A 12,715-nucleotide genomic window follows, 5' to 3' on the forward strand; every position below is an offset into this window, starting at 1 on the left:
AGTCTGACCATGCCATGCGCCACCGACAGTTTTTACTTCGTCACGGAACGTGCCGGAAGCGGGATTCGAACCCGCACGCCCTCTCGGACGGACGCTTTTGAGGCGTCTATGTCTGCCATTCCATCATTCCGGCTCTTTTATCGAGTTATGTCCCGATATGTCCGCTTCGGGGGCGACCGGCCTCCGGTCGATCACCTCCACCTGGCGTGGTTCCAATGTAGCGGACATCGGTAACCTCTTGTGCGTGAGTACGCAGCGGCGAGTGGTGATCGCGGAAGACGAGGCACTGATCCGCCTCGACCTCAAGGAGATGCTCGAGGAGGACGGCTACGCCGTGGTCGGGGAGGCCGGTGACGGTGAGACGGCGGTCAAGCTGGCCACGGAACTCCGCCCCGACCTGGTGATCCTGGACGTGAAGATGCCGGTCCTCGACGGGATCTCCGCGGCCGAGCGCATCGTCTCCGAACGGATCGCCCCCTGTCTCATCCTCACCGCGTTCTCGCAGCGCGACCTGGTGGAGCGGGCCAGGGACGCGGGGGCGATGGCCTACCTGGTCAAGCCGTTCACCAAGGGCGACCTGGTCCCCGCGATCGAGATGGCGGTCAGCCGGCACGAGGAGATCGCCGCCCTGGAGAAGGAGGTCTCCACGCTGTCGGAGCGGCTGGAGACCAGGAAGCTGGTGGAGCGGGCGAAGGGCCTGCTCATGGCCCAGCACGGGTGGACCGAGCCGCAGGCGTTCCGGTGGATCCAGAAGGCGTCGATGGACCGGCGCATGAGCATGCGCCAGGTGGCGCAGATCGTGGTGAACGAGAACGGCGGCGGGGCCCCGGCACCCGCCTGACCACGCGCCTGCGCTGATCGTCGGGGAGAAGACTCCTGGTCAGGGGCGTGCGCCGCTAAGTTGAGGAGTTATTACGACTCCGCATCCAAGTGCGGACAGTTCTGATGCATCCCTGGTCGGGGGCACCCCCGGCTATGTACCTTTCAGCCATTCGATCGGGACAGTCGGCAGCGCTGACGGATTCCCGGGCCTGGATGAAGGAGATGCTTTCATGATCCGCATTGCCCCCCTCGGGCGGGCTCTGGCCGTCGCCGCAGCCGCCACGCTCGCGCTGGCGGCCTGTGGCGGTGGCGAGGACAGCGCCGCCCCGAGCGCCTCGGCTCCGGCGCCGGCGGCCTCCTCGGCCCCCGCCGCCGCGCAGGGCGACGGCGTCCTCACCATCGGCACGTTGCTGCCCCAGACCGGTTCGCTCGCCTTCCTCGGCCCGCCGGAGTTCGCGGGTGTGAAGCTGGCCGTCAAGGAGATCAACGACGCCGGCGGTGTTCTCGGCAAGCCGGTGACCGAGATCGACACGGACTCGGGTGACACCTCCACCAACATTGCCTCCCAGTCTGTCGACAAGTTGCTGCAGCAGAAGGCCGACGTGGTCGTGGGCGCCGCGTCGTCCTCGGTGTCGCTGTCGGTCATCGACAAGATCACTGGTGCGGGCGTCGTGCAGATCTCGCCGGCGAACACCTCCGACCAGTTCACCACCTACGACGACAAGGGCCTGTACTTCCGTACGGCGCCGCCGGACGTGCTGCAGGGCCGCGTGCTCGGCGACCTGATCCTCGCCGACGGCAACGACACGGTCGGCATCCTCGCTCTCCAGGACGCGTACGGCACGGGTCTGGCCGACAACGTGCAGAAGGCGGTCGAGGGCGGCGGCGGCGAGGTCGTGGAGAAGGTCATCTACGACCCGAAGGCGGCCGACTACTCGGCGGACGTCGCCAAGATCAAGGAGAAGAACCCCAAGGCCGTCGCGCTGATCGGGTTCGACGAGACCAAGAAGATCGTCCCCGAGCTGGTCAAGCAGGGCCTGACCGCCAAGAAGGTGAAGTACTACTTCGTCGACGGCAACCTGTCCAACTACGGCACCGGCAAGGACGGGTTCCCCAAGGGCACGCTCGACGGCGCGAAGGGCACCCAGCCGGGCGCCCAGGTCTCCGACGACTTCAAGGAGAAGCTGAAGTCGGTCGACCCGAAGCTGAAGGACTTCAACTACGGCCCCGAGTCGTACGACGCCACGATCGTCACCGCGCTCGCGGCGCTCGCCGCCAAGAGCGACGTGGGCAAGGACATCGCGGCGAAGCTGAAGGACGTGTCCAGCGGCGGTGAGAAGTGCAAGGACTTCAAGTCCTGCGCCGACATGCTGGCCGCGGGCAAGGACATCGACTACGACGGCGCGTCGGGCCCGATCGAGTTCAACGACGCCGGTGACCCGGCCGAGGCCACGATCGGCGTCTACGAGTACGGCGCCGACAACAACAACAAGAACGTCGCCTTCAACACCGGCAAGATCGCCGGCTGATCTGGCGGCACGACGGTGACAGGGGCGGGCCGGTCCTACCGGCCCGCCCCTGCTGCGTTATCCGGGTGAGGGACGGCCGCAGGCGGTGAGGACGGCGGCGGCCGCCGTACGGTACTCGCGCAGCAGGCGGGGCCGCCGGGAGTCCGCCGTACGGGCGAGGGAGAGGGTTCCGGCGAGGTCGTCGACGGCCGCGACGGCCGGAGCGGCCGGGGCGGGCAGCCCTGGGCCGTACATCGCCAGCGTCCCGCGGAGGTAACCGAACCGGCCGCGCACGTCGCCGTCCCAGTGCTGGGCCTCCTCCTGCCCGGCGGGCAGCAGCGACAGCCCCAGATAGCCGATGGCCGACACGACGCGGGCGCAGGGGTCGTCCCCGGCCTTCGCCCCGGTCACGTAGACGGCGCCGGCGGCGTCCGGCGAGGTGGTCGCGGCACGCGGCGCGGGCGCGCGATCCGGGGCCTGGCAGGCGGACAGGTTCACGACGAGCGTGGTGACCGTTGTGACGACCACCGCCGCCCGTGGGAAGCTTCGCGTCATACGCCTCATTGTGCGCGCGAAGGATGCCGGACGGATGCGGATCCGGTCACAGCTCCACGACGAGGACCCCGGCGGAGAAGTTTCCGCCGGGGTCCTGCGAAGGGGGTCGTGCCGCCGGGCTCAGGCCCGCGCGAGCGTGCCCAGGTAGAGCTGGATGACCTTGGGGTCGTTGATCAGGTCGCGGCCGCTGGCCATGTAGGCGTTGCGTCCCTGGTCGAGCACGTAGCCGCGGTGGCAGATCTGCAGGCAGCGGCGGGCGTTCTGCTCCACCATGATCACGGTGACGCCGGCCTTGTTGATCTGCTGGGCCTGGATGAAGACCAGGTCCTGGAGCTTGGGCGACAGGCCCGCGGAGGGCTCGTCGAGCAGCAGGACCGACGGCTCCGTCATCAGCGCGCGGCCCATGGCCACCATCTGCCGCTCACCGCCGGACAGCGAGCCCGCGCGCTGCTTGCGGCGCTCCCGCAGGGCGGGGAAGATCTCGCAGACGAACTCGAACCGCTCCTTGAACCTGCCGGGCACCTGGAAGGCGCCCATCTCCAGGTTCTCCTCGATGGTGAGGCTGGGGAAGACGTTGTTCGTCTGCGGGACGTAGCCCACCCCCCGGGACACCAGCGCGTGCGCCTTGAGGTTGGTGATGTCCTCGCCGTCCAGGGTGACCGAGCCGCTGCGTACGGGCACGAGCCCGAACAGGGTCTTGAGCAGGGTCGACTTTCCGGCGCCGTTGGGGCCGATGATGCCGATCAGCTCGCCCTTCTTCACGTACAGGTCGGTGCCGTTGAGGATGTTGACGCCCGGGATGTAGCCCGCGTACAGCTCGTCGGCGCGCAGCAGCGCGCTCTCGGCCCCGGCGACGTGCTCGGAGCGGTCGGTGACGGCCGCCCGCGAGACGCTCTCGTCACCGGCCTCCGTGTCCGTCGAGGCGTCCGACGAGGCGTCCGACGACGCGGACGCCGCCTCGGCCGGCTCCGGCTCGACGGTGCCGTCCGGTGTGACGGCGTCCTCCGGTGTGACGGAGCGGTCCGGCTCGGCTGCGCTCATGCCTTCTCCTCGATCTCGGCTTCCAGCTCGGCCTCGGCCTCCTGCAGCTGCTCCTCGAACTCCTCCGCCGACATCGGCGCGTCGTGGTGGGCGCCCAGGTACGCGTCGACCACCCGCTGGTCGGACATGATGGTGTCCGGCGGCCCCTCCGCGATCACGGCCCCCTGCGCCATCACCACGACCCAGTCGCTGATGTCGCGGACCATGTCCATGTCGTGCTCGACGAAGAGCACGGTCATGCCCTCCTCGCGCAGGTCCTTCACGTGCGCGAGGAGCGACTGGGTGAGGGCCGGGTTCACGCCCGCCATGGGCTCGTCCAGCATGACCAGCTCGGGGCCGACCATCAGCGCCCGGGCCATCTCCAGCAGCTTGCGCTGGCCGCCGGACAGCGAGCCCGCGAAGTCGTCGCGCTTGGTGTTGAGCTTGAAGCGTTCGAGAAGCTCCTCGGCCCGCTCGGTGATCTCGTCCTCCTGCTGGCGCCAGCTGCCCGGGACGAGCGCGCGGAAGAAGTTCTCCCCGCGCTGGTTCTGCGCGCCGAGCCGCATGTTCTCCATCACCGTGAGCTTCGACAGCGCCTTGGTGAGCTGGAACGTGCGCACCATGCCCGTGCGGGCCACCCGGTGCGCGGGCACGCCCTTGAGCTGCTTGCCGTTGAAGGCCCAGGACCCCTCGTCGGCGCTGTCGAAGCCCGTGAGCTGGTTGAAGAACGTCGTCTTGCCGGCGCCGTTCGGCCCGATGAGCGCGGTGATCGAGCCGCGCTGGATCTCCAGGTGGGCGACGTCGACGGCGGTGAGGCCGCCGAAACGGCGTACGACGTTGTCGACGACGAGGATGGGGTCGGGCTTGGCGACCCCCGGCTCGCGATCGAGGCCCGCGAAGGCCGCCAGCGCCGCCGCCTTCCTCGTCGTGGTGCTGTCAGCGTGCATCGAGCGCGATCTCCCTCTTGTCGCCGAAGATGCCCTGGGGCCGGAAGATGAGCAGGAGCATCAGGCCGAGGCCGACCAGCATGAACCGGACGGCGCCGATGTTGTTCACGGTGAACAGCGAGGGGAGCATTCCGGCCGAGACGGCCTCACTGAGCGTGTTCCCGACGAAGACCAGCAGCACCCAGAAGATCGCGGCGCCGACGACGGGGCTGAAGACGCGGGCCGCGCCGCCGAGGATCACGATCGTGTACGCGTAGAACGTGAACTCGGTGCTGAACAGGTCGGGCTGCACCGACGCCTGGCCGAGCGCGAACAGGAAGCCGCCGAGGCAGCCGACCAGGCCGCCGAGCACCAGCGCCTGCATCTTGTAGGAGAAGACGTTCTTGCCGAGGCTGCGCACGGCGTCCTCGTCCTCGCGGATGGCCTTGAGCACGCGGCCCCACGGGCTCTTCATGAGCAGGTAGACCAGCCCGCAGCAGATCGCGATGAGCACCCAGCCGACGGTCAGGATCCAGGTCACCCGCTCGTTGAAGCTGATCGGGCCGATGCCGTACGTGCCGGGGGAGTAGGGGTTCATCGCGAAGAAGTCGCCGGAGAAGTTCTGGCGGCCGTCCGAGCCGCCGAAGACGCTGCTGAACTTCACCGATCTGAAGACGAGCCGGACGATCTCGGCCGCCGCGATGGTGACGATGGCGAGGTAGTCGGCCCGCAGCCGCAGGGTCGGGATGCCGAGCAGGAAGGCCAGCACGACGGTGGCGGCCAGGCCGATCGCGATGCCCAGCCAGAACGGCAGGTGGAAGGTGGCCACCGTGACGGCCATGCCGTACGCGGCGACGCCGAGGAAGGCCGCCTGGCCGAAGTTGAGCAGCCCGGCGTAGCCGAACTGGATGTTGACGCCGATCGCGGCGAGCGCGTAGACGACGGTCTCCAGGCCGATCGAGGCCTTGACCGTGGTGATGAGGATTGCGTTCCAGTCCACGTGTGGTCTCCGATCAGCCGATGCGCTCGCGCCGGCCGAGAATGCCCTGCGGCCGGAAGAGCATGACGAGGATGAGCACCAGCAGCGCGCCGACGGTCTTCAGCTCGGTCGGCACCACGACGGTGGACAGCTGGATGAACAGGCCGACGACGATGGAGCCGACGAGGGCGCCGAACGCGGTGCCGAGCCCGCCGAGGGTGACCCCCGCGAAGACGAGCAGCAGGATCTGGAAGCCCATCTGGTAGCTGACGTTCTGCGACAGGCCGAGCATGATGCCCGCGAGCGACGCGATCGCTCCGCCGACGGTCCAGATGATCCGGATGACCCGGTCGACGTTGATGCCGGAGGAGGCGGCCAGCGCGGGGTTGTCGGCGACCGCGCGGGCGGCCTTGCCGATGCGGGTCTTGAGCAGCGCGAGGCCGACGATCACGAGCACGAGGAGCTCGATGCCCATGGCGACGAAGTTCTTCGGCGCGGCGGAGATCGGGCCGACCTGGATGCCCGGCTGGGCGTTGTAGTCGGCGTACGGCGCGCCCTCACCGCCGAAGAAGAACAGGAAGACGTACCGCAGGAACAGGGCCAGGCCGATCGAGATGATCATCATGGCCACGAGGCTGCTGCCTCTCCTGCGCAGCCGTCCCCAGAAGAACCGGTCCTGCCCGTACCCGAAGATCCCGCCGATCACGACGGAGATCAGCGCGGCCCAGACGAGGTGGACCCCCACGACGACGTTGAAGAAGTAGGCGCACATCGCGCCGAACGTGAGCAGCTCGCCGTGGGCGAAGTTGGTGAGGCCGGTGGTGCCGAACACCAGCGACAGGCCCATGGCGGCGAGGGCGATGATGAGCCCGAGGTTGAAGCCCTCGAAGGTGAGCTGCGCGACCCGGTCCCAGAAGGAGGTCCCCCCGTCGTCGGCGGGCGCGGCGCCGCCCTTGGCACCGGCCGGCACGAGGGCGAACAGGACGTTCCGTACGCTGCCGTCGTACACCTGCACGTCGAGCGTGGACCTGTTCTGGAACTTCAGGGCGACCCCCGCGGGGAGCGTGGAGGTGTCCAGGGTGACCTTGTACTTGCCCGCCTTGGGGACGGGCACCTCCCACTTGCCGTCGGCACCCGAGGTGGCGTCGTCGACGGGTTTGCCGTCCTCCGCCACCACACTGATCTTCACGCCGTTCACCGGCTGGCCTTGGTTTTGGAGTGTGCCCTTCAGTGCCTCTCCGTCCGCCCACGCGGGGGCGGTGAGGAGAAAGACGAGTCCACCCATGAAGGCCGTGAACGCGATCACGGCTCTGCGCAATGGTGCTCCCTCTGATTCAGGTCGTGGCGGGGTCGTGCCCCAACTGCGGACGCGCAACGTCGGACAGGTTCTGTCTCGTTGTGGCCGGAGCATAAGCCTGGGACGCCCGGTTCAGGGTTCTTCGTCACCAATCGGTGACCATGGTGTGTCACTGACGTGAGAAAAGCTTTCGCAGGTCAGCGGGCTGTCATGAGTCATTCGAGGCGACGGTGCTGGAGAACGGACGGCGCGGAGCGACGATGAGCCCGTGGGGTGACCTTTGGGACCGTACACAGCTTCCCCGGCTCCGCACGTTGTCTACTCGGTTCCCCACGGGCTCTGGAGCCACAACGCTAGCGACCGGAGCGACCCGCGTGCAAAGAGAGTCGCAAGCCGTTCCGGTTTGGCCCTCAATGCGTGCCGAAAGTCGGTTGCGCCTCTTGTCCGCATGCCGGCCTCCCGGGGCGGGCGCGGGCCCGCTCATTCAGGCCTGATGAGACAGGTGAGACGGGACGTGCACACCATCCGGCCCTCGCCGTCGGTGATCTCGATGGCGTACGTCGCGAGCGTGCGCCCGCCGTGCACCCGGGTGGCGACGGCGGTGACGTGCCCCGAGGTGGCGGCGCGGTGGTGGGTGGCGTTGATCTCGATGCCGACGACCCTGCGTCCCGGCCCGGCGTGCAGGGCGGCGCCGGTCGAGCCGAGCGTCTCGGCCAGCACGCACGAGGCGCCGCCGTGCAGCAGGCCGTACGGCTGGGTGTTGCCCTCGACGGGCATGCGGCCGACCACCCGCTCCGCGCTCGCCTCCAGGAACTCGATGCCCATGCGCCGGTGCAGGCCCGGTGAGGCGTTCATCTCCGCCACGAACTCGTCGGGATTCGTCAAGGTCAAGGGGACGCCTCCGGTGGGAAGACCACGGGTTTTCTGTCGTAGAGGGAGACTAGGCTGCGGGTGTGCCGAAGAGTGAAGCGACCCCCACCCGTCCGTGTCTGCTGCTCCTGGACGGGCATTCCCTCGCCTATCGCGCGTTCTACGCGCTGAAGGACGCCAATCTCATGACCACGGACGGTCAGCACACCGAGGCCGTCTACGGCTTCACCTCGATGCTGGCCAACATCCTGCGTGACGAGCAGCCGAGCCACATCGCGGTCTGCTTCGACCGCAGCGAGCCCACCTTCCGGCACGAGGCGTACGAGCCGTACAAGGCGAACCGGGCGGAGACGCCGGAGGACTTCCGCGGCCAGATGCAGCTCATCTTCGAGCTGCTCGACGCGCTGCGGATCCCCCGCCTGTCGCTGGCGGGCTTCGAGGCGGACGACGTGATCGCGACGCTGGCGACCCGGGCCTCGGCCGAGGACATGAGCGTGCTCGTCGTCACCGGCGACCGTGACGCGCTCCAGCTCGTGAACGACAAGGTCACGGTGCTGATGACCCGGCGCGGCATCAGCGACATGACCCGGTTCACCCCCGAGGCCGTGATCGAGAAGTACGGCCTGACCCCCGCGCAGTACCCGGACTTCGCGGCCCTGCGCGGCGACCCGAGCGACAACCTGCCGAACATCCCGAGCGTGGGGGAGAAGACCGCCACCAAGTGGATCGCGGAGTTCGGCTCCCTCGACGAGCTGGTCCGGCGGGCCGACGAGGTGAAGGGCAAGGCCGGCGACAAGCTCCGCGAGCACCTCGGCCAGGTGATCCACAACCGGATGCTGACCGAGTTGAAGCGCGACGCGCCGGTCGACGCCGAGGTGTCCGCGCTGACCATGGGCCTGTGGGACCGCGAGGAGGTCAACAAGCTCCTCGACTCGCTGCAGATCCGGGGCGAGCTGCGGGAGCGGCTGTTCAAGACCCTCGGCACCACCGAGCCGGAGGCCGGCGAGGGCTTCGAGCTGGAGGTGACCGTGCCGGAGCCGGGCCAGGTGGCGGCGTGGCTCGCCGCCCTCCCGGCCGACCGCGCCGGGCTGGCCTTCAAGGCCACGTACGGCAGCGGCACCGGGCGGCTCGACGGCATCGCGATCGCCGCCCCCGGCGGCGCCGCCTACCTCGACCCCACCCGGCTCACCGAGGAGGACGAGGCGGCGCTGGGCGCGTGGCTGGCCGACGAGAGCCGGCCGAAGGCCGTGCACGACGCGAAGGGCGCCCTGCTGGCGCTGTGGGCGCAGGGCCACGACCTGCGCGGCCTGACCTGCGACACCGCGCTCGCCGCCTACCTGGCCATGCCGGGGCAGCGGTCGTTCCCGCTCGACGACCTGGTGTTGCGCTACATCCATCGGGAGCTGCGGGCGGAGTCCGCCCCCGGCGGTCAGACGTCGCTGTTCGAGGACGCCGACGAGGGCGTGGCCAGAGATCTGGCCCTGCGCGCCCAGGCCGTGCGCGATCTCGCCGACGCGCTGGAGGGCCACCTGTCCAAGCGTGGCGGCACGCGCCTGGTGACCGACGTCGAGCTGCCGCTGGTGCGCGTGCTGGCCGAGATGGAGCGGGCCGGCATCGCCGCCGACCGGGAGTACTTCGCGGGGCTGGAGGCCGAGTTCGGCGCGGCGGTCAAGCAGGCGACCGAGGCCGCCCACCAGGCCGTGGGGGAGCAGTTCAACCTCGGCTCGCCCAAGCAGCTGCAGGAGATCCTGTTCGGCAAGCTCGGCCTGCCGAAGACGAAGAAGATCAAGACCGGTTACACGACCGACGCCGACGCGCTCGCGTGGCTGGCCCAGCAGACCGACAACGAGCTTCCGGTGATCCTGCTGCGCCACCGCGACCAGACCAAGCTGCGCACCACGGTCGAGGGCCTGATCAAGGAGATCTCCGACGACGGGCGGATCCACACCACGTTCAACCAGATCGTGGCGGCCACCGGGCGGCTGTCGAGCGAGAAGCCGAACCTGCAGAACATCCCGATCCGCACTCTGGAGGGCCGCCGCATCCGCAGGGGCTTCGTGGTGGGGGAGGGCTACGAGACGCTGCTGACCGCCGACTACAGCCAGATCGAGCTGCGGATCATGGCCCACATGTCGCGGGACGAGTCGCTGATCGCGGCGTTCGAGTCCGGGCACGACTTCCACAAGGCGACCGCGTCGCGGGTCTTCGACCTGCCGCCCGAGCAGGTGGACGCCGACCTGCGGGCCCGGATCAAGGCGATGAACTACGGCCTCGCCTACGGGCTGTCCGACTTCGGGCTCTCGGGGCAGCTCAACATCCCGGTGGCGGAGGCGCGGGCGCTCAAGGAGGAGTACTTCGAGGAGTTCGGCGGCGTCCGCGACTACCTGGAGGCGATCGTCGCCCGGGCCCGCAAGGACGGCTACACCGAGACCATCCTCGGCCGCCGCCGCTACCTGCCCGATCTCACCAGCGACAACCGGCAGCGCCGGGAGATGGCCGAGCGGATGGCGCTCAACGCGCCGATCCAGGGCTCGGCCGCCGACATCATCAAGGTCGCCATGCTCGACGTGCAGGAGGCGATCGCGGGCATGCGCTCCCGCATGCTGCTCCAGGTCCACGACGAGCTGGTGTTCGAGGTCGCGCCGGGTGAGCTGGAGGAGCTCACCGAGATCGTGCGGCAGCGGATGTGCCGGGCCTACGACCTGAGCGTGCCGCTGGAGGTCGGCGTCGGCGTCGGCGCCACCTGGGAGGACGCCGGCCACTGACGGTCATGGGCGGGCGGGCCTGTGGGCCCGTCCGGCCCTGGCCAGGCCGGCCTCCTCGACCTCCAGCAGGCTGGCCTCGTGCCGTTCCGCCTCGTAGGCCGTCCGCCCGCCGCGCAGGCCGAACAGGCGTTTGCTCAGGGCGATGTACAGGACGGCCGCGATGTTGATCAGCAGGAGCACGATGCGGAACGGGCTCACCTTCTCGGCGATCTCGTAGATCTCCACCGGGATGAACGCCGAGGTCACGATCACCGAGAAGTACTCTCCCCAGCGCTTGAGCAGCCACAGGCCGGCGCCCTCGACGAGCATCAGCGCCGCGAGGGCGAGAAGGGCGAGGACGATCCCGGCCAGGGTGCTCGTGCGCGCGGCCAGCACGGTCCGCAGGGTGTGCACCACACCCGACTGGTCGAGGTTCCACCCGAGCCGGTGGGCCAGCGGTTCGATCAGCGGGAGGTCCTCGTCGAACGCCCGCCGCACGGCGTCGTGATGCGCGCGGAACCGCCAGACGCCGTACGCGCCGCCCAGCACGAGCACCGCCTTGGCCCAGCGGAAGACGGCGATCGTCCGCAGCACGGCGGCGTCGCGCAGCGCCCGGCCGCGCAGCACGACCGGCGCGTCCCCGGCCGGTCCCGCGCCGCGCGGCGGGCCCAGGGTGAAGTCGCCGCAGCGCAGGCAGCGCCATGCCTCTCCGAGCGGGGTATCGGCGCGTAGCCGGGCCCGCAGCGCCTCCTCGTCCGGCGCGTAGGTGACGTGTCCGTGCCGTCCGCAGGCACGCAGGCTCCAGTCCACAGAAAAATTGCAACACAGATGAATAGGGACACGGCGGGCAGTAAGGTCAAATAACTGTGCGCAACCTTGCCCGGATGACCGTCGCCGCCAGTATCGCCGTCGCCACCGTCGTCATCGTCGTGGTCGGCCTCGTCGTGCTCGTGCTGCTGACCCGGTCACCGGGAGGCGGGGTCCAGGGGGACGGCCGGTCGAAGGTCCGGTCCCAGCCGCCCGCCTCGTCGGCGCAGCCCAGCGCGGCGCCCGTGCGCGCGACCGCGGAGTCGGCGAAGAAGGTCAAGGCGAACGAGGCCGGGCTGATTCCGGTGATCATGTATCACCGCATCCTGCCCAAGCGGATCGCCTCGATCGACCGGACCCCCGGCCAGTTGCGCAAGGAACTGGAGCGCCTGGCCAAGAGCGACTACGTGCCGATCACCGCGGCCGAACTGGTCGCCGGGAGGATCGACATCCCCGCCGGGACCCATCCCGTCGTCCTGACCTTCGACGACGGCCATCCCAGCCACTTCGCGACGGACCGGAACGGCATGCCGAAGAACGACACGGCCGTCGGGGTCATCTACGAGGTTGCCGCGAAGTATCCGAACTTCCGGCCCACGGCGACCTTCTGGGTCAACCGGGACCCGTTCGGCCTGCGTGACCGGGCGGAGCAGAAGAAGGCCGTGAAGTGGCTGCTCGACCACGGCTTCGAGGTGGCCAACCACACCTACTCCCACCCCGATCTCCACCGGCTGTCGAACAAGGGGGTGAGCGAGCAGATCGTCCGGCAGGAGCGGCTGCTGAAGAAGATCGGCGCGCCGCCCTCGGCCACCTTCGCGCTGCCGTACGGGTCGCGCCCGAGGAAGCTGAGCCGGGCGCACGAAGGGAAGTGGGACGGCACGCGGTACGACTTCGACGCCGTCTTCCTGGCCGGAGCGCAGCCCACGGTTTCGCCCTTCGCGAAAAGTTTCCCGCGCTACGCGATCCCGAGGATCCAGTCCAACGGAAAACGCGGGGACTGCCGGCGGTGGTGCACGACCTACTGGCTGGAGTGGCTCGGCAAACACCCAAGAGAGCGTTACACGTCGGACGGCGATCCGGAGCGGGTGTCGGTGCCGCGCAAACTCCGGGCAACGCTCTCGCCGGGCCGGGCCACGTCGGTGATCACGTACTAGGCGAACGTCCGGATGCCTCGGATTGACCCGGCT

At 69.3% G+C, this 12,715-nt stretch carries 11 protein-coding genes and 1 tRNA gene; 4 read left to right on the forward strand and 8 right to left on the reverse strand.

What is annotated here, in order from left to right:
• Window positions 1-50: 50 nt before the first annotated feature.
• Window positions 51-133: transfer RNA gene (locus Mam01_RS02400), tRNA-Leu, on the reverse strand.
• Between the two features lie 129 nt (window positions 134-262).
• Between Mam01_RS02400 and Mam01_RS02405 the strand changes: the two genes are divergently transcribed.
• Together Mam01_RS02405 and Mam01_RS02410 are read left to right on the forward strand one after the other, a co-directional pair.
• Window positions 263-841, forward strand: coding sequence for an ANTAR domain-containing response regulator (locus Mam01_RS02405; RefSeq protein WP_150933387.1), 579 nt, complete (start codon window positions 263-265; stop codon window positions 839-841).
• A gap of 211 nt (window positions 842-1,052) precedes the next feature.
• Window positions 1,053-2,351, forward strand: coding sequence for an ABC transporter substrate-binding protein (locus tag Mam01_RS02410; protein ID WP_150933156.1), 1,299 nt, complete (start codon window positions 1,053-1,055; stop codon window positions 2,349-2,351).
• 57 nt (window positions 2,352-2,408) lie between these two features.
• Here the strand turns inward: Mam01_RS02410 and Mam01_RS02415 are convergent, their stop codons facing one another.
• The 6 genes from Mam01_RS02415 to Mam01_RS02440 form a co-directional block, all read right to left on the reverse strand.
• Window positions 2,409-2,885 carry a hypothetical protein gene (locus Mam01_RS02415; protein ID WP_204283764.1) on the reverse strand — a complete coding sequence of 159 codons (477 nt, stop codon included), beginning with the start codon at window positions 2,883-2,885 and terminating at the stop codon, window positions 2,409-2,411.
• A gap of 120 nt (window positions 2,886-3,005) precedes the next feature.
• Entirely contained in the window at window positions 3,006-3,926 is a 921-nt protein-coding gene (locus Mam01_RS02420) for an ABC transporter ATP-binding protein (RefSeq protein WP_239100970.1), read from the reverse strand.
• Window positions 3,923-4,852 (reverse strand): ABC transporter ATP-binding protein, encoded by a 930-nt coding sequence (locus Mam01_RS02425; protein WP_204283766.1) that lies wholly within the window; start codon window positions 4,850-4,852, stop codon window positions 3,923-3,925. The genes Mam01_RS02420 and Mam01_RS02425 overlap by 4 nt, the downstream gene beginning before the upstream one ends.
• The gene (locus tag Mam01_RS02430) at window positions 4,842-5,831 is read right to left on the reverse strand and encodes a branched-chain amino acid ABC transporter permease (RefSeq protein ID WP_150933159.1); all 990 of its coding nucleotides are present in this window, start codon (window positions 5,829-5,831) and stop codon (window positions 4,842-4,844) included. Before Mam01_RS02430 ends, Mam01_RS02425 begins: the two co-directional genes overlap by 11 nt.
• 13 nt (window positions 5,832-5,844) lie before the next feature.
• Window positions 5,845-6,999 (reverse strand): branched-chain amino acid ABC transporter permease, encoded by a 1,155-nt coding sequence (locus tag Mam01_RS02435; RefSeq protein ID WP_225311317.1) that lies wholly within the window; start codon window positions 6,997-6,999, stop codon window positions 5,845-5,847.
• A 588-nt stretch (window positions 7,000-7,587) separates the two neighbouring features.
• Window positions 7,588-7,962 (reverse strand): PaaI family thioesterase, encoded by a 375-nt coding sequence (locus tag Mam01_RS02440; protein ID WP_204283969.1) that lies wholly within the window; start codon window positions 7,960-7,962, stop codon window positions 7,588-7,590.
• A gap of 98 nt (window positions 7,963-8,060) precedes the next feature.
• Between Mam01_RS02440 and polA the strand changes: the two genes are divergently transcribed.
• On the forward strand, window positions 8,061-10,742 hold the full coding sequence (polA, locus tag Mam01_RS02445; protein WP_204283768.1) for a DNA polymerase I: 2,682 nt from the start codon (window positions 8,061-8,063) through the stop codon (window positions 10,740-10,742).
• Between the two features lie 3 nt (window positions 10,743-10,745).
• Here the strand turns inward: polA and Mam01_RS02450 are convergent, their stop codons facing one another.
• A complete protein-coding gene (locus Mam01_RS02450) occupies window positions 10,746-11,531 on the reverse strand; it encodes a DUF2127 domain-containing protein (protein ID WP_204283770.1) in 786 nt (261 codons plus the stop codon).
• Window positions 11,532-11,605: 74 nt separating this feature from the next.
• On the opposite strand from Mam01_RS02450, the gene Mam01_RS02455 reads away from it, so the two are divergent.
• Window positions 11,606-12,682: a polysaccharide deacetylase family protein gene (locus Mam01_RS02455; protein WP_204283772.1), complete on the forward strand. Its 1,077-nt coding sequence runs from the start codon at window positions 11,606-11,608 to the stop codon at window positions 12,680-12,682.
• Window positions 12,683-12,715: the final 33 nt, after the last annotated feature.

Origin of the sequence: Microbispora amethystogenes, assembly GCF_016863015.1 — a bacterium.
In the GTDB taxonomy this organism is placed as follows: Bacteria; Actinomycetota; Actinomycetes; order Streptosporangiales; family Streptosporangiaceae; genus Microbispora; species Microbispora amethystogenes.